Source organism: Paenibacillus sp. HW567, assembly GCF_000374185.1.
GTDB lineage: Bacteria > Bacillota > Bacilli > Paenibacillales > Paenibacillaceae > Paenibacillus_AQ.
Window position 1 is genome coordinate 5,057,712 of record NZ_KB910518.1, and the last position, 25,114, is coordinate 5,082,825.

At 56.5% G+C, this 25,114-nt stretch carries 11 protein-coding genes and 1 riboswitch; all 11 genes read right to left on the bottom strand.

Annotation, left to right across the window (positions count from 1 at the left end):
• Positions 1-173: 173 nt before the first annotated feature.
• The 11 genes from B212_RS0122445 to B212_RS0122505 all read right to left on the bottom strand — a co-directional run bounded on the left by B212_RS0122445 (position 174) and on the right by B212_RS0122505 (position 25,111).
• Complete coding sequence (locus B212_RS0122445; protein WP_019913374.1) at positions 174-860, bottom strand: ECF transporter S component; 687 nt, start codon at positions 858-860, stop codon at positions 174-176.
• Entirely contained in the window at positions 833-2,572 is a 1,740-nt protein-coding gene (locus B212_RS0122450) for an ABC transporter ATP-binding protein (RefSeq protein ID WP_019913375.1), read from the bottom strand. The genes B212_RS0122445 and B212_RS0122450 overlap by 28 nt, the downstream gene beginning before the upstream one ends.
• Positions 2,488-3,432: an energy-coupling factor transporter transmembrane component T gene (locus B212_RS32225; protein ID WP_019913376.1), complete on the bottom strand. Its 945-nt coding sequence runs from the start codon at positions 3,430-3,432 to the stop codon at positions 2,488-2,490. The genes B212_RS0122450 and B212_RS32225 overlap by 85 nt, the downstream gene beginning before the upstream one ends.
• The gene (locus B212_RS34015; RefSeq protein WP_084673337.1) at positions 3,429-4,298 is read right to left on the bottom strand and encodes a DUF4430 domain-containing protein; all 870 of its coding nucleotides are present in this window, start codon (positions 4,296-4,298) and stop codon (positions 3,429-3,431) included. Before B212_RS34015 ends, B212_RS32225 begins: the two co-directional genes overlap by 4 nt.
• Before the next feature lie 102 nt (positions 4,299-4,400).
• Positions 4,401-9,605, bottom strand: a complete 5,205-nt coding sequence (locus tag B212_RS32235) for a DUF4430 domain-containing protein (protein WP_019913380.1) — start codon at positions 9,603-9,605, stop codon at positions 4,401-4,403.
• Between the two features lie 175 nt (positions 9,606-9,780).
• A riboswitch (cobalamin riboswitch) is annotated at positions 9,781-9,986 on the bottom strand.
• Between the two features lie 1,295 nt (positions 9,987-11,281).
• Positions 11,282-14,398: a GAP1-N2 domain-containing protein gene (locus B212_RS32240; RefSeq protein WP_019913381.1), complete on the bottom strand. Its 3,117-nt coding sequence runs from the start codon at positions 14,396-14,398 to the stop codon at positions 11,282-11,284.
• Positions 14,395-15,657 carry a hypothetical protein gene (locus B212_RS0122480; RefSeq protein ID WP_019913382.1) on the bottom strand — a complete coding sequence of 421 codons (1,263 nt, stop codon included), beginning with the start codon at positions 15,655-15,657 and terminating at the stop codon, positions 14,395-14,397. Before B212_RS0122480 ends, B212_RS32240 begins: the two co-directional genes overlap by 4 nt.
• A gap of 734 nt (positions 15,658-16,391) precedes the next feature.
• On the bottom strand, positions 16,392-17,027 hold the full coding sequence (locus B212_RS0122490; protein ID WP_019913384.1) for a hypothetical protein: 636 nt from the start codon (positions 17,025-17,027) through the stop codon (positions 16,392-16,394).
• Positions 17,028-17,107: 80 nt separating this feature from the next.
• On the bottom strand, positions 17,108-18,379 hold the full coding sequence (locus B212_RS0122495; RefSeq protein WP_019913385.1) for a vWA domain-containing protein: 1,272 nt from the start codon (positions 18,377-18,379) through the stop codon (positions 17,108-17,110).
• A 902-nt stretch (positions 18,380-19,281) separates the two neighbouring features.
• Positions 19,282-21,717, bottom strand: coding sequence for a hypothetical protein (locus B212_RS0122500; protein ID WP_019913386.1), 2,436 nt, complete (start codon positions 21,715-21,717; stop codon positions 19,282-19,284).
• A 4-nt stretch (positions 21,718-21,721) separates the two neighbouring features.
• Positions 21,722-25,111, bottom strand: a complete 3,390-nt coding sequence (locus B212_RS0122505; RefSeq protein ID WP_019913387.1) for a tubulin-like doman-containing protein — start codon at positions 25,109-25,111, stop codon at positions 21,722-21,724.
• Positions 25,112-25,114: the final 3 nt, after the last annotated feature.

A 25,114-nucleotide genomic window follows, 5' to 3' on the forward strand; every position in this document is an offset into this window, starting at 1 on the left:
CTGTTCCCGCCTCTTTCATATCCTGCTGTACCTATATTCATCGGCGAAAAAGGTCGAAAGTATGATATGTAGAGTGAAAATAATGTCGAAAAAGATAAAATCATAGTATATTTTGTGACTTATTGACTAAAAAAGTAGAAATAAAAGGATGGGAATACAGTAAAACAGTGATCTCACTCCTGCAGCAGCCCGTACTTTTTACGGAACCGCATCAGGACTTTGGTCCAGCCTCCGGCCAGAATTGACAGGAAAAAGACATTGGACAGGGCATGCGCCAGATCCAGATAAAAGCTCGAAGCATAGGCGGCAGCCACAAGTCCCCAACTGAACGCATCGGGCAGACTGATCAGATACCAGATATTCATGATCCAGCCGAACAGAAAACCCCAGACGAAGCCGAACAGAAGCATTCCGCCCCTTTTTTTCATCCACCAGGTATTCCGCAGCCAGCCGGCAGTCAGACCCACCATGCCCCAGGCGAACATTTGCCAGGGTGTCCAGGGACCCTGTCCGAAATAGATATTCGACACTAGGGCAGCTACCGCTCCGATAATGAAGCCCGCCTCCGCCCCGAAGACATAAGCCGAAAGTATCACAATGGCAGAAACAGGCTTCACACTGGGCAAGGCGGCAAAAGGAATCCGGCTGACCGCCGCGAGAGCGGACAGCACCGCCAGCAGCACCAGCTCCCGCGATTCAAGCGGACGCCGCTCCAGACGGATGAACAGCGGCAGCAGCGTCACGATCAGCAGCACCAGACTAAGCAGCATATAATGGCGGTCTTTCAGCGCTGCCGTGAGCGCCAGGCCAGCCACAAACAAACCTATAGCAATCAGCAGCGGGAAGCGAAAGCGGGCCATGTATTCATCACATCCTCTATCGTCAAGGCTTGCGGCAGCAGGTCCCGCACCATCCGGTTGACCACTGTCGTATAGAAATAGTTGCTGCTGAAAAATTCCGCCGGAGTCCCCTCCGACGTGATGCCGCCGTCAAACAGCATAGCGCAGCGGGAGGCATATCTCGCCGCAAACTCGATATCATGCGTCACAAGAATGATGCTGACCCCCTGCCCGCGCAAATGCTGGAGCAGAGCGGCCAGCCTTTCTTTGGCTCCGGGGTCGAGACCCTTGGTCGGCTCATCCAGCAGCAGAATGCCGGGGGCGAGCAGCATTACCATCGCAAGCGCCAGCTTCTGCTGCTGTCCGCCGCTGATATCCTGGGGATGGCTTGCCAGAATGTCCTGCAATTGAAAGCTCTCCACCAGCTTGGCAATTTCCTGCCCGGCGTCCTCCTTGGACAATCCGGCATACTCCGCCATGTGCCGCAGCTCCTCCTGAACCGTGTCGTAGCTGAAATAGAGCAGCGGGTTCTGGGCCAGGAATCCGGTTGCGATGCCTTTGGCCAGCGCTACTTTGCCGCGCTGGGGCTTAAGCAGCCCGTTCAGAACATGCAGCAGGGTGGATTTCCCCGCGCCGTTTCCACCCATAACCGCCAGCAGTTCTCCCCGGTATAGCGATAGCGACAGCTTCTTCAGAACCTCCGCTCCGTCCTTTTCGTAGCGGAAGGTAACCTCCCGGCAGCTTAGCAGCGGCTCGGATGAGGCTGCTGGAACGGAGCCGTGACAATCTATGGCGGGCTGCGAAGCTGTTGACGCAGTATTCAAAGAAACAGGAGGCTGTGGCTTTCGGGTGAAGCCAGCCGCGCTTGCCCTCCCGGCCACAGAGTGCAGCCAGCGCTTCCCTTCCCGCACGGTCAGGGGAGTGGTCTCCAGGGGGGCGGACACAACATCCGGCACAAGATCCGTCGCAAGCGCAAGGTACAGGCGCGAGGCGGTTGGCAAATACGCCTGGTGCGCAGACTGCGGCTCCTTGCCGGCCTCGCGCACCAAATCGCGGGGCGGCCCCTGGAAGCGCAGCCCGCCTTCTTCCAGCAGCAGCACCCGGTCCGCCAGCGGCAGGACCTCTTCCAGACGGTGCTCGCTGATGATCACCGTCACGGACATTTCCTCATTCAGCCGGTGCAGCGTCTGGATGAACTCCCGCGCCGCGACCGGATCAAGCTGCGAGGTCGGCTCGTCCAGCAGCAGCAGCTTCGGCTGAAGCAGCAGGACGGAGGCCAGGTTGAGCAGTTGCTTTTGCCCGCCGGACAGCTCATGCACCGGTTTGTAGAGCAGCGGCTCCAGCCCGAACAGGCCGCTGATCTCGGCAAGCCTGCTGCGCATGACGGCGGGCGGAAAGCCCATATTTTCCATGGAAAAGGCCAGCTCATGCCATACGGTATCCATTACGATCTGCGCGTCAGGGTTCTGGAACACCATTCCAATCTCTCCGGCAGCAAGGTCGGCGGGCAGATCCGCCAAAGGCTGGCCCTTGTACGCAATAGTCCCGCTAACCTTGCCCACTGGCGTTAGCTCGCGCTTCAGATGGCGGAGGAGCGTTGTTTTGCCGCAGCCGGATGGGCCGCAGAGCACAACAAACTCGCCTTCCTCTACCGTAAATGAGAGCTCATGAAGCGAGTCTCTGTCTTCCCCGGGATAGCTGAAGGATAAACGTTCCGCCGCGAGGATCTCCATAACCATTTCTCCTTTCCTTCCAGAGCCGGCGGCGTCAGCACGAACAAGCAGAAGCTTGCATACATTGCGCCATCGCCCCAGCCCAAATGCAGCGGCTTCATACGCGGATAAATTTCCAGCAATCCATAGCCCTGCATCCAGAACAACAGCGGAATTAGTCCGCTGACCGCCAGCAGCAGCAATACGGTTTTATCCAGCAGGTCCAGCCTGTAAGCTCCATATACGCTGCGTTTACGGACGCCATAGCCGCGCGCTTTCATGGAATCAGCCGTTTGCAGCGCCTCCTCCAGCGACCAGGTGAGCAGTACTTTGAGCAGCGTCATGCCGTCTTTCATTCTTTTGCGCAGACCGCCTGTACGAATGTCTACTCCCCGGGTCCGCTGAATCAGGGTAATCTGCCGCAGCCGCCGCTGAAACAAGGGCACAAACCGCAGCGCCATCAGCGTCAGCAGTGTCGTCCGGGGCGCAGCCGCTGCGAACAGGTACATGAATTTATCCGCCGTCACCGTGTAGTTGTAGGAGATAAACAGGATAAAGAGGGTCAGCAGCACAGCCGCCATCATCAGCCCGTACAAAACGGCCTCCAGCGTAATCGGCTGATCCATAAAATAAAACAGGATATGCGCGCCCCGGTGTGAGAATAACGGATTCAGCACAGTCACCGAGCCGGCCATCAGCAGATAAAAAGGCAGGCTGCGCAGAAGCTGACGCCCCTGTCCCTGCAATAGCAGCAGGACCGCCAGCCCGGCAATCTCCGTTGCCAGGAAAAGCGGATGAAACACCAGAACGGCGAACAGCAGCAGTCCTGCGTAATACACCAGCGCTACCGAAGGATGCATGGAGCGGAAGCCGCTGTTCATTGAACGTCAGCCCCCACATCCTTGCCGAGATCAAGCGTATACAGCCATTCGACAGTATCGCCGGGGTTCAGCGTATAGCTGCCCGCGCCTTTGCCCGGGACTTTGCCGTTGACCTTGTAGATCCAGCCGCTCTCCGGGCCGTGGTCAAATTCATACAGATTGTCAATTCCCTCTACATAAGCGAAGCTTTTGACTCCCTTGTATTCCATTTGGATTTTTTGGCTGCGGGTGATGCGCTTCAGCAGGTCAAGCACACTCTCCCCCTTACGGATTTCAACGGCGGCTGCCGGTAAAATCGTCCCGTGCTCGCTGTCTCCGGCAATAGAGAGCGTGACGGTGTTGACAGCTTCGGCAGGCTTTGCCGGAGCTGCTGTTGGAGCGGCCAAAGGCTTCGGAGCCGCTGTAGGGCTTGCCGAGGCAGCGGCCTTGGACGTTGCCTTCGGCTGCGTCGCGGCGGACGGCTTCGCCGCGGCGGCTGTGGCGGGCGCCGCGCTTGCGGAGGCCGCGCCCGTTGTTGCCGCGCCAGATGCCTCAGGCGCGGCAGTCCCGCCCGTAACGGGAGCCTGCTCCGTTACGGCGGAAGCGGGCGGCGCAGAAGCAGCCGCCCGGGCAGGCGTCCCGGCGGATGCTTCGCCGCCGGGCAGTGAAGCAGCCGTGCCGTCCGCTGTGGCGGAAGGCACGGGGCTGCCTGCAGCGTCCCCGGGTGCCGGGGACGCTGTGCTTGTGGGCTGCGGGCTCTGCACCGCAGCCACGTTGGCGGCGGGGCGCTGCTCCCCGCCGGAGCCGGAAGCGCAGCCGCCGAGCAGCAGCGCGGCGGCCAGAAGCAGCAGCGGAGCGGACAGCCATCGCTGGATGATCTTTGACATGAATAAGGACACCTCCGATAAAAAAGGGAAAGGAACGGGGGCAGTCAGCCTGCTTCCCCGTTCCGTTTCTTTTAACATTATATTATGTGCTGATCTTGTAAATTAAGGCAATCTTACAGCTACAACCGCAGCCATCTCCCGGGTCACAGCCGCTGCGGGATCAAAGGCTCCGCCGAAGCCGGTCATGTAGCCCTGCTCCGTTACGGAACGGACAGCAGATACAGCATAGCTGCTGATCCGGCCTTCATCCGAGAACTTACTGGATTTAGCCGCTGCTCCTGAGGCTGCACTCTCCAGCTTGAACGCTCTGGATATCATAACCGCCATATCCTGGCGGGAAATGGTCCCGCCAGGGTTAAAGGTTGTGCCCGTAACCCCATCAACAATGCCCAGCGCCTTCGCTTTGGCCACTACTCCATAATACCATGCGCCGGGCTTCACGTCGCTGAATACCGAAGCTGTACCCGCCGCGGCCGGTTCATTGCCGGTAAGTCTCAGCAGCAGGGCGGCAAATTCCGCGCGGGTAATTTTCTGCTTCGGCGCAAAAATCAGACTGTCCGCGCTGACGCCTTCCATCAGCTTCTTATCGTAGGCCTTGCGCACCGCATCCAGCGCCCAGGCTGAAATCCGGCTCTCATCGGCAAAGACTGCGCCGGCAGATACACCAGACGGTGAAATGCTGAACAGCTTGGCTTCTCCTGTTAAATAACGCTCATAGGCGGTCAGTGCAAGCAAAGCCTGCTCCGTAGCCACACTGTTCGCGGGTTGACCCGCCGTGTGGGCATATCCGCCGTCCGCCTGGCGGAAGGAAGCCAGATGGCTGAGCAGTCCGCCTTTGGCTTTTACAAACCTAGAATCATTCGGACCGATACCCGCTGCGCTCAAAGCAATGATGACCTGCGCCGTGCTCTCGCTGTTCTCTACACCAGCCTGCTTGTAGCCGCCGTCTTCCTGCTGCTGCTGCGACAGCCAGGTGATCGCTTGGTTCATTGCCGCTGCTGCCGCCGTCTGGTTCGTGTGAGACGAAAGCGCAGTAACTGCCATTGCAGTAATATCCGGATCAGCGGCTCCGCCTGCCGTCAGCGGGAAGCCGCCTTCCTTGCTTTGCATGGCCAGAAGAGACTCGATCAGCCGCTCTTTGGTCCACTGCGCACCAGACGGCACATTGTAGTTCCCGCTGTCCAGCGCAATCAGGGCAAAAATCAGGCCGTTGCTGCCCTGGTTCAACATATTGCTGTTGTTGTAGATTTTCTCAATCAGGTTGTAGCCGCCGAACTTCTGCGGATCTGCACCCGCAGCCGCAAGGCCCAGCACCAGACGCTCATAATCTGTAACCTTGCGGAACTGTCCGTTGCTGTCCGCTAGCTGTGCCTTCACTCCAGCAAGGTAAGCCGCAGGCACTATATTCCCGGAACGGGCCAGACCCACCGCCTGCCAATCGCTAAGCTCTGCGTTGGCTGCAACTCCCTTGGCAGTAGCTGCAATATCAGTCTTGAGCTTCTCCTGCTGCGGCTCCCACTTGCTGCGGTCAACCACGGCATAATCCGTGAAATGGCTGATCTTACCGGTAATGACTCCAGTCTTGACATCCAGTACGGAAGGAACCGGAATCCAGTCTCCTGTAGCCGGATTCAGCCAAGCCAAGGCCAGATTAGCAGGGTTGTACACCGCTACTGGCACAGTAACGGACAAATCAACCGGCTTCACGAACTTCGTGCCATCCGGGCCGAACGTATACAATCCGGACACCAGCTCCTTGCGGCTGGAGCTTGTTTCCCGCATGCTGATCTTCACCGTACCGGATACCGCCCCGGCCGGAACCAGCAGCCCTACTTCGCCGCCGCCATCCTTCAGGGTGGCTGCCGAACCCGGAGTTACCTCCTGCTCGAAGACAGCAGTGTTCGCGCTTAATTTCTGACCCAGCGCCGCTGCTTCTGCCGCCGTCATTGGAGTGCTGCCGTTCGTAACGGCTGTTGTCTGCCCCACCTGATTCAGCGGAAGAGTGTTGTCTGCCGTAATATCTACGGTTCCAATGCTTCCCGGAAGGCCGCCTGCGGCTGGGTCAACCGTGTAATCTATCGTGTAGAACCAGACCAGGGCATCGCCATTGCTTAATTTGTAGTCGCCGGCACTGTAGCCTGGCTCTATGCCATTTACAGAGTACTTCCATCCACTGTTTGGCCCCCGGTCGAACTCCTTCAGGCCGTCGATTGAAGTGACATAGGGGCTTCCGCCGGAGGTTGTGCTTGCCACTCTGCTCCCCAATTGGCGGACCAGCAGGCTGTATGCCGTCTCGCCAGCATTCAGGACTACTTGAGTGCTGGACAGAATCGTTCCCTTGGCGCTGTCGCCAATAACCGAAATCGTTGCCGCTGCCGGCTGAGGCACCACTACCGGATCGGTTACTGTGAGCGGCTGCGTATAACGGGCAATGCTCGGCGTACTGTCCGCAATATATCCGGTTACGGCGAGCGTATATGCACCCGCGGGCACACCTTTTTCAAAGGTTGCTATGCCTTGCTTATCTGTAGTTGCGGTTGTGCCGCCAATGGTTACTTGTACTCCCGCTGCCGGTGTAATCACCGGGTCAGAGGTAAACGTGTTTTCATTAAATACCCATTTTTTTTGCTCAACCGTAACGGTGATCTTTTCACCAGACTTCGGCTGGGCTGGAGCAACCTTGAGCGAATTCACAACATTGGTGTTGTCACCTGTGTAGTAAACCAGTACATGGTCAGACTGCTGCAATACAAAATCATTCAGCCCCACCTCGGGATAGATCCACTCCCCGCCGCGAGAGACTGCAAAACTCCAATAAGCTTGCTTGCCATAGGTTCCATTCTCTATTCCGTCAATGCCCGATACAAAGATGCCAAAGGAGGATTCCGTAAACTTCAGCGGAATATTGCCGGACGTGGTCAACTGCTGCAATGCATCAAACGCGTTGTACGCATCCAGTGCGCCGCTTGCGACCGGACCCTGCGGTCCTTCAATGGATAGGTAGGCTGTGACATTGGTCTGGGCTACTTTGAGGGATTGCGTATAACGGGCAATCTTCGGCGTGCTGTCCGGAACATAGCCGGTCACCGCAAGCGTGTATATTTTGGCGGCCAGACCATCCTTAAAGCTAGCTGTACCTTGACCATCCGTAGTTACAGTTGTGCCGCCAATCGTTACCTGTACCCCTGCTGCCGGGGAAGTCACCGGATCATTGCTGAATGTTGTGTTATTCCACACCCATTTTTTTTGCGTAACTGTAACAGTAAAAGCTTCTCCCGGCTTGGGCTGCGCTGGAGCAACCTGCACCGTATTGACCACCTGGGTATCCCCGCCGGCATAATAGACCAGCACCCGGTCAGAGGCTTCCAGGACAAAATCACCCATCCCGACAGACGGGTAAATCCATTCGCCGCCGCGCTGTACTGCAAAGCTCCAATAGCCGTTGTACTTTCCGCTCTCTATTCCATTAATCCCTGATACATAGCTGCCAAAAGAGGACTCCGTAATCTTCAATGGAATATTGCCGGATGCAGCAAGATTCTTCAATGCTTCCAGCGCAGTGTACGCCTTCAGTGTACCGTCAATAACCGGACCTTGCGGTCCTTCAACCGACAGAGTGGCTGTTACATTTCGTGCGGTAACCTTTAAGTCTTGCGAATATTTGGCGACACTCGGAGCATTCCCCGGAATGTAGCCGGTCACACTCAGTGTGTAATCTCCCTCCGGAAGCCCCTCTGCAAAAACAGCCTTGCCGTCCTTGTCCGTGGTTACTGCCTTGTTCCCAATCGTTACCTGCACACCGGCGGCATTTGCCGTTACCGGACTGGAGGTGGAGGTGTCGTTGTCCCATACCCATGTTTTTTTGGTAACATTGACGGAAAAAGCTTCCCCTTCTCTTGGCTGTGCCTTGGAAAGGGTAACCTTATCTACCAACTGTGTATCGCTGCCTGCATAATAGACCAGCAGCCGGTCTGAGTCCTTCAGCTTGAAGTCTTTCATTCCGACATCTGGATTCACCCATTCGCCGCCGCGGGATACCGCGTACATCCAGCCGTCATAGCCGCCATAGGTTCCGGCTGAAATGCCGCCGATGCCTGTAACATAACTGCCGGAAGGATTCGTAAGCTTGAGCCCCTTCGCCAAAGCTACCTGCTCAAGCGCGTCGAGGGCATTGCTGGCATAGGCTTTGCCTTCGCCCAGTGTTCCTTCCGGTCCTTCGATCACCAGCGGTACAAAGACTAGCGGATTCGGCACCACCGGAGTGGAAAAGTCGTACAGCTTGCCGTTCTTGCCTCCGCTGAACAGGTTATAAGCCACCAGCGCCTGAAAGGCCTGCTCGGTAGCCTTCTCGTTAGCGCTGCCGCCCTGTGCATGGGCAAAGGCCCCACTTGCAAGACGGAAGCTTAGCAGCCGGCCAACAAGCTCCGTCCCATTCTTGGTAAACTCTGCACCGGCAGGGTCCGCACCGTAAGAAGACAGGCCGATAATGGCTTGGGCCACGCTTTCGCTGCTGTCGCCATAGCCGCCGTTGCTGTCCTGCTTGGCAGACAGCCAAGCTACAGCTTTCTGCCCTGCTGTCAGTGCAGCGGGATCATTTTTATGCGCGGCCAGAGCCGTCAGCGTCATTGCCGTCATATCCGGGGTACTCGCTCCCGGCGACAGTGCAAAGCCGCCGTCGCTGTTCTGCTTGGACAGAATTTCGCTCAGCAATTTTGCCTGATTCCATTTGGCATCGGCTGGAGGTGTATAGCTGCCCGAATCCAGCGCAAGCAGCGCGTATACCGGAGCATTCAGCGTCTGACCGCTGATTTTGTCGCTGTTATAGATGCGCTCCAGCAGATTATAGCCGGCAAAATTCGCCGGGTCGCCGCCAATCGCCCGCACTGCAAGCGCGATCCGCGCATAGTCCGTAACGTACGGGAAGCTGTCCCCTTCCGCCTGCACCGTCTGCGCGAGCGCCTGAGCATAGCTCTCCGGCACACGGTAACCCGCCTGGGCCAGACCGATGGCCTGCCATTCGGATGTCACATCGCCGCCCAGAATATACTCGGCAGCCGTATATGTAGCTTGCGAGACAGTAACCTCTCCACCAGATGCCGCCGCACCAGCTACAGCTAAGGATTCCTTAGTTGCAGAAGCATCTGCTGCATATACGGCTTCCGTAACACTGCTAACTCCCGTAGCTTGGGAGGACTCTGCTGCGGCAAAAGCCTCTCCCGCCGGGACAACAGCGTTCCCTGTAATCGAAAGCACCAGCAATAAGACCAGGCCAAGCATAAAGGACTTGGCAGATAAAATTGTCTTCATTTTCAACCTCTTTTCTATGAAATGGATTGCACCGCGCAGCAGAAAAAAACTGCCGCAACATTAAAAGACCGCCCTCGTGAAGGGCGGCCCGGGAAGATACAAATTAAGGCTGCGGTGCTCAAGCTCCGGACGCAGTCCATCTGCAATGTTCCCCATTCTCACCCCACGAAGAATTGAAACAGTTAAGAAAAAGGCAGGTCTCCTGGCTTATGCCTCATCGCGGCTCTTGGCCTTCCCATCCTTCACCCGGACAGTGGCCGCTCTAAGAGCCGCTCCGCATTTACAGTGGCGGGACCGCGCCGGACTTGCACCGGCCTTCCCTTTTAAGCTGATTCTACTGTTTTCACAAATAGAACCCGCACCTTTTTCAATAGCTTATTAAAATTTAATATTCTTAATCATATCCAGTATTTCCGTGTATGTCTATAGAAAAGCTATTCCATCCGCTGCGGGCCGGGCAGTAAGATAGTTAACGGATAGGGAGTTAGCTGCTGCGTAAGGTGGTTAGTGGATGGGGGGGGGCTACTGCGTGTGGTGGTTAGTGTATTGGTGGTTGGCTGCTGCGTTTGGTGGTTAGTGGATGGGTGGCTGGCTAATGTGTGTGGTGGTTAGGTGGCTGGCTGCTGCGTAAGGTGGTTAGTGGTTAGGTGGGCTGGCTAATGTGTGTGGTGGTTAGGTGGTTGGCTGCTGCGTTTGGTGGTTAGTTCATGGGTGGTTGGCTAATGCGTGTGGTGGTTAGTGGATTGGTAGCTGGCTACTGCGTAAGGTGGTTAGTGGTTAGGTGGGCTGGCTAATGTGTGTGGTGGTTAGGTGGTTGGCTGCTGCGCAAGGTGGTTAGTGGATGGGCAATTGTGCTACGGCGGTAACTAGTGCATTTGGAACTGCCTGCGGCATGCGGCGTTAGTTCATGGGTAGCTGGCTACTTTCGTGCGGTGATTCGTTCATGGCCACTTGCTGCTTCATTTGGTGATTTGCAGACTGTTCAGCGGTTTCCTCCTAATGCCAGCGGTCAGCATCATCTCCTGATCGGATGAGTCTGCCCGTTGGGACGGACCGAGCAGCTCTTATTACTACTGGAAGTCCTTTTTCTGCAAGTGAACGGACTCCAGCGCCGTTATGAGCGGACATTTACCCCAAATATACCTGCCGAAGAGGCGATAAGGACTTTACGGTCCGCTAGCTCGGGCAAATGTATCCTTTCGGGAAAATAAGGGCCGTACGGTCCACAAGGAACAGGAGGATGGATACAACGAATCCCTCTCTCCCCAAACCACAAAGGCTCCATCCTAAGCCGCAGATTTAGAACGGATGCTCCTCAAGGGGGACAATAGGTGGAACAGTATCACTAAAACATCGCTTCTCCCCTACTTGAGGCCGGAATAGGCTGGATTAGTATACTTTTTACCACTTAATTTCTTAATATATTCGTTGTTACTAGAATTAGCGGGAGAAATTCCATTAGTGCTCTAATTTGTTACTGGCGTTTGGGCAAGGGGCTTGGAGTGGGTCGGAGCTATGGTTCGCGGCCCGGTACTTGAAGCCTGTGTAAGCCGTGGTCTTGGGTCAGGAGGACAAGTAACTAAAAAAATCCTGAACCGCACAATACGCCTTCTATATATCAGCGTATCGTTGCGGTTCAGGATCATGTGCACAGGCTTAACCTAAGCTGCTGTGCTTTATTTGGCCTTCTTGCCCGGACTTGGACTCGCCGTAGGCGAAGGTTCGGCGGCTGGAGAGGCCTCCGCCCCAGCACTTGGGGTGCTGTCTGTGACAGCCCCCAATGCCGGCTGCAGGGTCAGTGTATACTCCCCTGCCTTGATCACGTCGCCCGAGGCCAGCTTCGCGCCGGCCTCCAGTTGCACGGTCACCTCGTATGCGGATGCCTCCGGCACCGCTCCCGAGGCTCCCGGGCTTCCCTGCGCGGTGTCACCCGCCGCAGGGGAAGGCGTGGCCGCGCCGGCGTTCCCGCCCGCGGCCTCTTGGTTCACGGCGCCTTCGTTCGCGCCGTCAGCACCTGCGGATGCAGCCGCATCCGCACCATCCCCCGCGGGCGCGCTGGCTTTCGCGCCTCCCTTAGACCCGGCGCCCGCTCCTGCGGCAGCGCCGTCACCCCCGGCAGGCGCGCTCGCAGACGCGCCGCCAGGGTCAGCGGCTGCCTCGCCAGCAGCCGCCTCCGGCGAGGCGACGAGGCAACTGCCGGTCGTCGCCTCGACCGTGTAGTCCTCCGTCACATCGCCGGAGGACACCACGCTGATCTCCGCCGGATGGAAGGCGGAGCAGTCGGCGACAGCAGCGAAGGTGAACACCAGGCTGCTGGAGTTTGCCCCGCTGCCAAGCCGGACGGTGGCGGGAGGCAGCCCGCCGGCCCCGTTCGTGGCGCTTGGCAGCGCGCTGTTCGCCGGCAGGGCAGTGTCCGAACTGTCCGGCCGGAGCATGCTGATTGTGATGATCGCGGCTATCAGCAGAACACCCAGGATACAGCCGGAGATCAGGATTTGAAATCGGCTGCGGCTGACCCACCGCGCCAGCGGCGAAGCGAGCTGGGAGCGTGCTTCGTTATAGACATTTTGCAGTGCCGGACCTGCGGCCGAGACATAGCTTTTGCGGAAATCCCGGTTCTTGAACGCCTCGCGGTCACTGCTGACAAAATATTTCAGAATCGCCCGCCGGTAGCCCGGCCATAGCTTCTTATTCGATATAGAAAATAGCGGATTGCCCTGTGACCAGGCCAGGAAACGGTACACCGTCTCTTTGTCATTCCCCGCCTTGCGCTTCACCAGCTCCAAAAGCGTGTCATAATCCAGCGGCCCGTCCTTACGGTCACTGCTGTGATAAAAGGCCAGCGGCAGCCGTTCGAATGGCTCGATGCTGCGCGACTCCTTCAGCCAGCGCCGTCCAAGGAGCTGCACATCATCCAGCTCCCGCGGCGACAGTCCGGCAAATATCTCCTCAGTCGGATTCTCCTCCCCGAACCAGCGGTAAGCGGCCCGGAGAGCGCCCATCTTTTGCCGGGTGATTGAGTCCAGGGGCGGCTGCCAATCAGCCATTTCCCGGTAGCGCAAAAAAGAAATCTCCAGCAACTGCTCCTGTGTCAGCTCGTCCAAAGACACCCGGCTTAGCAGGAAGCGGTCCGCCGCCGTTTCCAGCTCCTCGAGCAGCAGCATAGCTTCAGGATAGAGTCCGCTGCCTCTGCGGCGCTCTTTTTCGGCCTTGTCTACCGACTCGTGGATCGCGGCCACCGCCGCCACCGGATCACTCTCCTGCCGCAGCTTCTCCAGCAGATAATCCTTCACCGTATCACGGACAAAAGACTGCTGCAGCGCTTCCGGCAGAAATCTGCCCCAATGGGCCACAAACCGCAGAACCTCAGCCGATTTTGCCGCCGACGACAGCCGAAGCTCCATATAAGGCTCCAGCAGCGCTTTGCGGAAGTATGGCTGTGCCAGCACTCTTTTGAAGAAGGACGCGCTTAACTCATCATTGCTCTCGATAATGCCGTAAGCCCCCGACAGCGCATCCTCACGGCCCGCAGCCTGGGCATTCAGCATCCCGTTGATGAAATAATCGACGATTTTGACCCGGTAATTGTGGCCCCTCAGCCTAAAATACTCCTCAAACCGCTCCAGAATCTCCGACACCGGAATGCCCTGCTGGCGGATCAGATCGTATTCGCGGTCGAAGCGCTCCAGGAACATATCGTTCAGCCGCACACGTGACTCAAGCGCACCCTCCGGCTTCAGGTAGGACAGCAATCCGCCCAGCACTGCCTGCTTGTTCTCTGTGTACAGACTCTCATTGCCCTGCTCAATCTCATAGAACACCGCCAGCTCGTTGTACACCGCGAGCGACAGCTTGCGTTCCAGGCTTTCACCGGTCAGCAGCGAGTCAGCGAATCTGGCGAAATCCTCAAGTCCGCGTCCCGTCTGCTGGAGTGTCTTCCAGGCCAGCTCGGCGTACGGCTGACCCGAGTCGCCAAAGTCCGTATTGAGAATCCGACCCGAAGCCAGATCGAACACAAAATCCTTCTCAATACTACGGTCGCCAGGGCGAATTGAGCCTTTTTCAACAAAGGTCAGATGGATATATTTGCGGCTTTTCGGCTCATTAGCGTAGGTAATCACACCTAATCTGCGGCGGAAATCGTAAGGCAAGGCTGCGAAAAGAACCTCTGTCAGTTCCACTGCACGCCGGGACAAATCAGTTACCGGTACATCCAGGGCTACATATATTTTTTTCTTGCCTGCCACCGAAGACATCACTGCCTGCAGCAGCGCTTTGAACAAGTCTTCCGTAAATCCGAGAGCGCGCAAGGTGCTTTGCGGATCAGCGTTCTGCTCCTTCTGGGCTGTAGGGATATCCGCTAACTCAGGCAGAGCTCCGCCCAGCTCTCCAGTATAGTTTTCAGCAAAATCAGCATGCAGATAGGTCCGGTAGCTCTCCAGAATCTCCTCTGAACGAAGTGGCGGCACTACAAAGTTATGGGCAAAAAAAGCACTCCGCTGCCCGGTGAAATCCACTGCCTGGAAGCGGCTCTGTCCGAGCACGGTCTCGCCCGATTCCGTATGGAACAAGTGCAGCGCAGCAGGGTACATCTCCTCATTCTTCTCGCCGCGCGCCGTAAGCTCTGCCGGAGCATCATAAAGACAGAACGGATGCAGAATTTTTTTGACAAAATTATTGTCCAGACTTTCCGACTTCGCTACAGTATCGAAGCCTTCTGTCCCCCGATACACGCCGCGGCGTTCCCGGGTGTACATCTGCTGGGTAATCCTGGACCCTGAAAATCTGTTCACGGCCCGTCGCTCCCCTCAATATAGCTCAGCTTATGCAGCAGCCAGATGAATGGCTCGTCCACGCGGATCGGGCTGACTACACCCTCTATCCGCTGATTCACCGGATTGCTGCCCAGCGCTGATACGGCAAAATAACCCGTGTTCGCAAAATACACATCCATCGTATCCTTGAACGGACGGTCCACCTTCTCGATAAAACGGCGGATTTCGCCGTTAATATTATGGAATTCGTCCAGATTCAGCGTTTTTCGGTGCACATAGTTGTTGAACACATTGCTGTTGGACTTGATATAATCGCCGTCCTCATCCTTGAGCGAATGCAGCATATCGCTTTTGGCCAGCACAACCGCCGTTGGAATCTCGGTTTTGCTCTTCTCCTGGTAGGCGATGAAATCGCCGAACAGGGTCAGCACCACATCGCGCGGCTCGTCATATTGCGACACCCATTCGCCCGGGCGGTCACCGATATTAATGCGGATCTTCTCGCGGATCGAGCGGATCTGCAGCGGATCGACCATGAACAGGATTCCGGCGGAATTCTGGATATGCTGGCCGTGCAGCCCTAGATAGTCCTGATCCACCATTCCCTCACCGGCCACATCGAAGAACACCAGTGTCAGCGGCGGCTTGGACTCATCCTTGAACACGAATTGAAAAATAAACGGCTCCTGCATCTTCTCCTTCTGCGTCGAGGCCAGCAGATCCCCCCGCTCGAACAGCGGCTCTTCGTACAGAGTGCGGAACTTGCGGCTGATCTCGGGATTCAGCGGCATGCAGGCCGCGTCGAAATTCCCCGCCGTTGTATGCTGCAGCGTATGAATCAGCGAGGTCATGTACACCGACTTCCCGACTTGGGAAGCGCCGATGATCGAGATAATGTTGCTCGGAACCTTGCCCGCAGTCACGGGCAGCTCGTTATGGCAGGACGGACAGAGCCGTCTGCGCGTAAGCACACCGTAGCGGTCGGTTAGTCCGGTCAGCACGTGATCCGTATAATGGTGGTATTCCTCGGGAATATCCGCCGGATTCAGTATGGCTTCCATATCGTCAACCGTATCGAGGCCGAAGCGCTCCCGGTATTTGTTCAGCGCGTCATCTTCGCCCAGCGCATAATTCTCATCATCCTCACGGCTGTGCATGGCCCGAAAGACCACATCGTCAGGCCCGAACCGGGTGAAGCAGTACGGACAGACAATATCGTAAAAAAGCGGCCGTGGCTGCGCCTGATTCTTCTTCATAAACCGGCTAAAAAAAGACATCTCTTGTCCTCCTGAAAGTTTTGTGAGCGTCTGCTCCCTTGAATTTGCTTCGAACAAAACTCGCTTCGGAAGCATTCGCTAAGTGTTGCGGAAGATCCGCTTCTTCGGGAATACTGTGCAACAAAACTCGCTTCGAAAGCATCTGCTTAAGTTTTGTGAGCGTCTGCTCCCTTGAATTTGCTTCGAACAAAACTCGCTTCGGAAGCATTCGCTAAGTGTTGCGGAAGATCCGCTTCTTCGAAAATGCTGTGCAGCAAAACTCGCCTCGGAAGCATCTGCTTAAGTTTTGTGAGCGTCTGCTCCCTTGAATTTGCTTCGAGCAAAACTCGCTTCGGAAGCATTCGCTAAGTGTTGCGGAAGATCCGTTTCTGCGAATCCATACTTGTGCTGAACCCTCTGGCGGCCTGCTACCGCCCTGTTCCTGCGTTCAGCCCGCTGCATAGCTATAACTGCACTTTGTACAGCTATATTAACGCTCCTGCCTGCCGCTGCCCACTTAACTGTATTTGTTGCAGCTAAGTATGGGCAAAACGGCTGATTTGGGGTAAATTCCAAAATATAGGTGTACAAAGTACAATTAAAGGTTTGTTTTGAATAAATAGGCCACTTTTAGCTGTATGAAGTGCAGTTAAGTCCGTTTGCTCCTCAGCAGGCAGCGTGCATTAACTAAACCAGTCGGCACGCCCACCGTTAAGGTTCCCCGTCAACCCGGCGCAGCATCGTCCCATGACCGCTCACTCCGGCACCAGCTCATAATATAATCCGTACTTGCGGCCGTCGGTGAAAAAGATCCGTACCGAATCCTCCTTGCCGATTTCAATCGGCGGCAGGACATTGCGTCCGGCGGCAAAATCCTGCACGAACGGAAACAGCACGCCATCCTCCTTGGACGCCGGATGGCCGCCCCGTTTCTTCACATAACACAGTACCTCCTTCGATACCGGCACTTCAGCCGTGATCGTCATATGTACTGTTTTTTGCTTGCCGAACAGCCCTTTTTTCTGCTGGACCGAATAATAAATCCGTGCCTTGCCCGCGCTCACGAGCGTCCGGTTCGCACCATCAGGCTGCCGCACCAGCACCGTCTCCCCGTTATCGGCAAGCCGGGCATATACTGTATACTCGACCAAACCGATGTCATCCAGCCGGTCACGGTATCCGTTATTCGCTTTGTACTCCTCGCGGGTATAGAGCTTCATGCCGGAAGGCGGAAGTTCTCCGCTATCCGGCGTCTCTGCGGAGGCTTTGTGAATGCATACCGCCTGCACGCCGTCCGGCCAGCGCCACCGCAGCGTACAGAACCGGTCCTCCACCCGAGAGACTACCTCCGTAATTGCCGGTGTGGAAGGATCAACCTCGGCGTACCTCATGACTGTATGCTCCTTTCGCTTTCTGCTTCACTTTCATTTTGGCCTTAATTCCAGCCGCACAGCTTCACAGCCATCCAGCTTCAAAATCCTTGGCTGCCCCGGTTTCTGCGCTGGGACGGAAATCCATCGGAAGACGACACGTCTGCTTTTCTTCCTCTTTTGCGGGAAAGACGCCCTTCTCCCACCGGCACAACAAAAGTAAACAAGGAGATAATGGCCGCCAGCACAAGCAGCGCAAGCAGACGGATCATGGCGTCCCCGAAGGAATGGCCGTCCAGGCCAAATTCGAGAATCAGTCCGGCGAACAGGCCGGAGACCGCGCCGCCGATACCAAAGCTCCGGGCCAGATGGCGGTTGTCAAAGACAATGCCCAGCCCGATGCCAAGCGCAGTACCGACCAGCAGCAGCGCCAAAATCCGCACTCCCGCATAATACGGACTATCCGCCGTTGCATCGCTGCGCACAGTAAGCAAGCTGCGGTCGCCAAGACGGTCATAAATTTGCTGGAACACATCGCCAAGACGGTTCGCATCCGTTACATCGTAATACTGTCCGCCGGTTGCGGCCGCGATATCCCGCAGTAAAGTGGAGCCCGACGGATCATCCAGTGCAAGGCCGATGGTGTTCACAGCAATCCCACGGTTCACATAATCCGCCAGTTCCTTTGAAGTATCAAATTCACTGAAGCCGTCAGACAGCAGAATTACCATTGCTCCCCGGCCGGATTTATTGTCACTGTTAATTACACCCATAGCTTCCGTAAGCGCTCCGCTGATATTGGTGCCGCCTTCGGTGGTCTTCAGGTTACGGATTACAGACAGCACCTTCTCGCGGTTAGCAGAGCTTGAGAGCGACACCAGCGGCTGGACCACTGTTGCATCATGATTAAAAGTAACCACAGCCGCCTGATTATCTTCATCCATCCGCTGGACCAGCGCTTCCGCAGCCGTATAGCGGCTGTTGCCCGGATCGCTCTGACTCATGCTGCCGGAGTCATCAATGACCATAACAACATCTTTTACCGGTTTGGCCCCGCCGAAATTAAGCTCATATACGAACTCCATCAGTGTGCCAACCGCGAACAGCAGTACCACCATCAAGGGCAGCAGCTTCCAGGACCACCCCAGATAACGCTGCTTCCACGACCAGCCGTTGAGTTTCGGGGAGATCATCTCCGCCAGCAGGCAGCCAAGCCCGACTCCAAGCGCCACAATGGCAAAATAAATGCCTACCAGCACAATCGACGGCAGATTATAAGGCCTTTGGTCCAGCAGCAGCTCGCCAAGAACAAAAGCAATACCGCCGCCCAGCAGACTGAAGCAAAGCAGGAGCAGATTAATTTTTCGCTGCATTGGTATTCATCCTTTCCGGGAGAAATTTATTTGAAATGGGCCTATTATCCAAAGCACACAGCCGGTTATGACCCATTCTTCTTTCCATGTCGGCCAAGGCAGGCAGCAGGTTCAGCGCGAGCAGTCCATTGTGATGGCTGCCGGGTTACCTTAAGTCCGATATTTGGCGGGAAGCTGCCCGCTGAATGCAGTTCTGATATGGCGGTCTATGGATCATCGAATCCACTCAGCATCCTTAACTCAAACAGGCTGAACTTGAAAAGCCCAGGTGCTCCCAGCCGCCAATTCCACGCCAAAATCAGCCTGTGCAGTTGCATATAATGCAGTTACGGCTTTGGCACAGTGGCACGGTGGCTTCGGTGTTAACAGCAGCACGGCAACACGGAACGCAACCTTAATGTCAAACTGTTGTATTTCGTGCACTAGATTGGCCAAAAAAGACGATCTATTTCTATTCTATTGCACTTCCTGCAGCAAAATAAATCATAAAAGCCACATTCCCGGCAATCTGCCGAAATCTGTTGCACGAAATACAGCAGATTGCTGGGGAGAAGCAAAATTATCTCATTCTATTGTACTTTTTACAGCAGATCGCCGGCTTGCAGTAATATTGTCTCATTCTGTTGTACTTTTCACAGCAGAACGTAATTTTGCAGCAATGTTATCTCACTACTATTGTACTTTTTGCAGCAGAATGCCGGCTTGCGGCAATCGGGGACCGCAGTCGCAGCAGCGGGAAGCCACAGCCGCTTGAAGCTTCCGCGGCATTCGAGCTCCGGCAACTGCTTTGCGGCTACCCCAGCTCCTGCATTTGCTCTGGCTACCCCAGCTCCGGCAACTCCCTGGCTATCCCAACTTCGACAATTGCTCTGCGACTACCCCAGCTTCAGCAACTGCCCTGGCTATCCCAGCTCCGGCAACTGCTCCTCGGCTACACCGTGCAGCCGGTAGCCGCTGGCGGCATAGGTCTCATAGTAGACCTTGCCGTTGCGGTAATAGAGCAGATCCTCCAGATGGAAGCCTCCCATCAGGTTCAGCTTCTCGACCCCGCTTCTGCGCTGCTCGTGCACGAAGCCGAGCCGGTAGATGCGCGTTGTCTCATCCGCGCCGAGGGCGTAGCGCAGGAATTCGGAATTGCTGTCGCCGAAGAAATATTTCTCCTCATGGCGGTGCTCCTGTGTGTATTCGAGCAGGCGGACGTTGATGCTCGCCTCCTCCTCCAGGCTGCGGTAGAGCCGCTTGAACAGCTCCTCCTTGGAGAGGATTTCGCGGTTCTCGTAAGCAGCCGCAACATTGGCGCGCCGCAGCAGCTCCTCCTCGAAGGGCAGCGCGAATGCCTCCGCCGTCAGCAGCTCGCGGCGGCACAGGTCAATCAGGCGTTCGACTGCCGCCGCGCCGCCCTGCCGCAGCAGCTCCGAAGCGCTGCCCAGGAAGCGGTCGCTGAAGAAGATGCCGGGGCCGCGCCGCGTTGCTATATCCCGCATGACCTCTTCCGTAACGGTCCGGTAGTACTCCATAATATTCTGGTCCACCGTCCCGCTTGCGCGCCCGATGCCGGCAAGTGCCAGGCTCTGAAGCTCCTGTTCCAGCTCCTCCATCATCTGCACTTTGGCCTTGCTCTCTGAGTGCAGTTGCTCCAGCGCCGCGTCGTAGCGCTGGCACAAGGCCAGCTCGCTCTCCAGGCGCAGCAGCTCGTATTTCCTGCCATATACAGCCTCGAATAAATAATGAATGAAATTACGCACTGTCCGTTTGTCCAGCAGCGGCACACGCTGGAACGGCTGCCGCTCCACACTCTCCGCGTAGAGCTGCTCCAGCTCCTCCTGGGCGGAGAGAATGGCTGAGCGCAGCCCGGCCATATGCTGGCGCAGCGCATGCAGCACACTTCCCCCGCCTGTCTGCTCGGCGGTCCATTCCGCGAGCTGGTAGAACGTCAGCGGCGGAACCGCATTCTCCTGGGCCGCAAGATCAGCGGCCCATTCGCGGGCAGGATGAACCTCCGCAGCCCGCCTGGCGGATACATCCGCGAAATTGCTGCGGAAATACGCCTGCCCGCCGTCACCGAAGAGCAGCTCCTCCGCTTCGCGCAGCGACAGCGGCTTCAGCTCGTTAAAGGAGGGACGGCCGTGGCTCATCAGCCCGGTCATCTCCGCAAGCCCCGTTTCATCCGGCAGCAGGGACGCCGCCCGGTCACGCAGAGACTCCGGCGCAAGGCCAAGCAGTGCCTGCCGTTCGCGCAGACTGATTCCCCCGCCCGCTTGCAGCTCGGCGGCCAAATAATGAAAAGCATGATACAGCACCGCCAGCGCGATTTGCCGGTTGGGTCTGCGCACCGCCGAGAATCCGGCGGAGGCATAGCCCTGTCTTCCGGTGCTGCCCCGGATGCCGCTTTTGAAGGTCATATTGTTATAGCCGCCATGTCCCGTAGCCGTATCGGTAACCGGACGGACACGGTTCTTAAGCAGGCTGATGTGGGCGATAATCTCATAGTTATCGTCCATGCCGTGAACGGACATCATGCCCCGTTCGTTTTTGTCGGAGAGCAGATAGACAAGATCGAACAGCGTGGAAGGACCATGCGACACCGGAATGGACAGTCCATCCTCCGTCACCAGCAGCGGGGCGCTGAAGGTATACTCCGCCTGCTGCATCCCGTCCAGCTCACGCAGAAAAGCCAGCCCGACCGAGCTGGAATACCCGAAGTTATCCCCCTGCTCACGCTCATTGATCAGCGCATACAGGTCGGTCTGCACCGACTTGAATGACTGGCTGAGCACGGCGCGGGCAAGCAGGGCAACCTCCGGCAGCAGCACATTTAGCGGGTCATCGACCCGCGTAATGATGGAGAGATGGATCACATCGAAGGAGGAATACAGCCGTCCGTAATCCGCTATGCTGTTGCCGAGCCGCCGCAGGCTCCGGTTCATTCCGGCCAGAAAACGGCTGTCCTCATGAAACTCGCGGTAGACCTCCTGACGGACCGTACGCGGATCACGCCCCGCAGTGGCCGGCAGGTCCATGCCCATGACCCGCTCTCTTCGGCCTTCGGACTGGACCCGGCTCAAGCCGCCAGCATGGCCAGCCTGAGTCTCGCTATCGCCCCCAACATGGCCTGTTCCAGTGAGAGGGGCAGCATGCAGCGCCATCACCCCGCCGGCGTTATCCCATTTCCGCTCGCAGCGCTCCAGCACCGGGCCAATGGCCGGGGCCACCTTCTCCCCAAGGAACAGAAACAGCGCCGGGTAATGGATGCTGCTGCGGCCATCACCCTTGCTGCGCTGCGCTTCTTCCTGCACCGCAAATTGTTCTGCATAAAGTAACGCCTGTGCCTTGATCATCGGATTACTTCAGCTTTCTGCGGATACTGCCGAGCTTGCCGGTCAAGCTCTTGTAGAAGCTGTACATTTCATCGCCGTCCGCATGCTCTACCCGCTCATATTCCAGACTGTCGCGCGCTTCCAGGAAGGAGACATACAGTCCTTCCAGCTTATACAGCAGCGGAGTAACATCCTCGGCAGCGGTCATTTCCCCGGCCCGGCGGGCCGCCTTGCGCAGCAGGAGGCTGCGGCTTTTCTCATCCAGCCCCCGGAAATGACGGTAGACGGCAAACTCCACATAGCTGCGTTCCTTCATTAAATTGGCAAAAGGCTCCCAGGCATCCTCGTCCTCGTCACGGTCATAGACGTAGAGCGCACCTTTTTTGGTAATGGTATCGGTGTACAGCGCCTCAATAAACTGATCGAGCCACTTGTCTTCGTCCAGGTATTGATGCAGAAGTCCCTCAAGCTCAGTGGCCTTGGCAGCCAGGGCATCGTATTTAGCCAGCTCCTCGCGGACGCGCGTAATTAGCTGCGGCGAACGGATCAGATTTTCCTGGGCCAGCTCCATGTTAATACTGCCAAAAATGTCCTTAACTCCTTCTCGCTCCAGCCCGTTCGTCCGCAGCGCCTTCAGCTCATCGGCGGCTTTTTTCACTTCCCCAAGATTTGGACGCGGCATGCCGAGCTGCAGATCATAGCCGCTGAGCATTTTATCTACATCGAACAGCTTCGTGAAGACAACCGAGAACCGGCTGCTCGTATTTTCGTCAACACCCTTCTCGACAATAACCCCGCTCTCCAGCGCTCTGGCAAAATCCGCCCGCACTCTGGCATTGTACTCACGGACACGGGGGTTGACATAGGTATCGCCCCAGGATTTCTCAGGAATCGGAGACGGCAGGTATGTCCAGTTATCCTTGTCGGTCATCACCAGATGGCGGCCAATCCCTTCCTTGTCCAGAATCGTCCGTTCATAATTCTCCTCGAACACGCGAAGCGGCGTGTACACGAACAGCGGCACCCCGTTGCGCGTGTTGAGCCAGAAAATCCGGTTCTTCACCTGACTCTCCTTAACCGTGAACTGGGATTTGCCCAGCGCGTTGTTCTGGTAATTGCGGATTCCCTTCAGGATGCCCGGCGCTTTGACCGGCACGGAGACGAAACCCCAGGACGGGAAGTGCAGACTGCCGGAGCTGTTGCTTAAGTGGAAAATCGGCACTGCATCCTCATCCAGCCGTCCGGCGATAATCCGCTCCACGAACTTGTCCAGCGGCTCCTCACGGCCGTATTTCATGATCAGGAACTCCTCCATGGAACGGGTAATCAGATCGCCGAACTTGTCGCTCAGGAATTCGGAGATCGAGCGTACAATGTCAATCTCCTGCTCTCTGACCCAGCGCCCGGAATGCTTCAGCATCTCCCGTGTGAAGTCACGGATCAGGTCATCGCCGTCCTTCTGGTCCATCACCTTGGAGATGGTGGAAGCAATATCCGGCACATTGACAATGTTCCAGTAGTAGGTTTTGTTTCCTTTATGGTCAGCCTGCTCCTCGCCATTGATCAGAATGTCGCCGTTCTTCTCGAAAATCGTGCTGAGCGCGCTGAGAATCTCCGTAAATACGCCGTAAATCCGGCTGTTCTCTTCATTCAGCAGCTCATACAGATCCTCATAGAATTCGATCATCTGCTCTGTGCGTTCCACATCGGCATGCAGCCAGTACTCATTAATTTTGGCGTCAATATAGGCATTCTTCTTCTTCTCTTTGGACACAAAAGCGCTCCGCGCATCGCCCAGCTTCTCCTGCGCACTATCCTGCGCCGCCTCGATGTCGCGCGGCAGACGCAGCAGACTCTCGCGCAGCGCTTCAATGTAAGACTGGATCAGCTTCAGAATGCAGAAGCCTTTCTCGGTATAGAGCAGCCGCGACACATAGAATGGCCCCTGCTCGGGATGAAGGAAGATGCGCTCCAGCTCCTCGCCGAAGCGTCCGGTAATCTCACCGGGCAATTGCTTCTTGGACTTGATGTATTCCTCACGCGCACGGGCCAGAAAGTTCTGCTCCAGCTCCGTATCCATGTCCACCACCTGATGCTTGATGACATTGCTGTGGTTCAGGCGCTCGCTGTTCTCATAGCCGGGCAGCGGCTCCGGCACACGGGCTTCGAAGGTCTTGATCATGCTGTCAAGATCAATGCCGAGCTTGCGCGCCAGCTTCTCCACATCCTCCTGCCCCGGCGCCTGCCGGAACATCTTATCCATCTTGTCGAACAGGCGGAATGCCAGATAAGTCGTCATCTCTTCAATCGGCAGCACTGCCGACGAAGCGCCGATAATGTTGTACTCATAATTGGCAGGATATGTCTTGTTCATCTGCGCAATGTTGGTGCGGATGTTGCTGATATAGTCATGGATGGCGAATTCCTCGCCGGACTGCTTTTCCTCGCTGGCCATGAAGTTCGTGATGTTCTCTGCCGTCACATTCATGCAGTAGTCATAGGCGCTCTCCAGCAGCTTGCCTTCGGTATTGGTTGCGGAGATCAGATGACACAGATTGAACGGAGGCAGCGGCGAATTGACAGTCAGAATATTCCCGTACTGCTGGCGGAATCGCTCGCCCCGGCTGTCCACATTCATCCAGTAATCCAGCTCTTTCAGCGCTGCGTACCCGTTCTTGCGGATATATTCGCGGGTGTGCTCGCTGAGGCTCTTGTTCGCCAGATTCACATCCGGCGTGAACAAATAGCCGAGCGTGTTCACGCGGTCGATACCGGCTGAGCCGTAGTCGCGTTCAATAATCCCGCGCACAATATACGCGATATCCAGAAAAGCACCGCTGCCCGTTCCGCCCGACAGGCCGGTAAGCAGGAACACCATCAGCTTTTTGCTGGTTCCGACGGACAGCGTCTTAATCTTCTTGTTGATAGCTGAGACAACCTGGTTGATCTTCGTGAACAGCAGCAGACGTCCGGCCTGGCGCACCCCGGCGGCTCCGTTCATACCATCCGTAATGCTCAGCTCCGGCGACAGCCATTCCGTGATATAAGGGTCAAGAATGCTGCGGTTCTGCAGCAGTCCGCCGATCTCGGCATTGGCCAGCAGCACGAATTCATTCTGCGGGTCGAGGCCGATGCCTTTGTATTTTTTGCCGCGGTCCTGTTCATTTGTCTCGAACGCCAGAAATTCCACGTTGTCCGGCTTGTCCCGTTTCTTCTTGGACAGCGGGTCTTCCGGCAGCTTGAAGCGGCGGTTAATCTGGTATTTCAGACGCAGCAGGGCGTCGATCCCCGTGCCGCCAAGGCCGATGATGAGAATCGGGTTGTCAATGGTATCTACTCTGATCTTGTCGCTGACGATTCCTCCGCCTAGCGATACGTCGAGCTGTTGAATATGCTCTCTTACTACCGGTTTCATAAG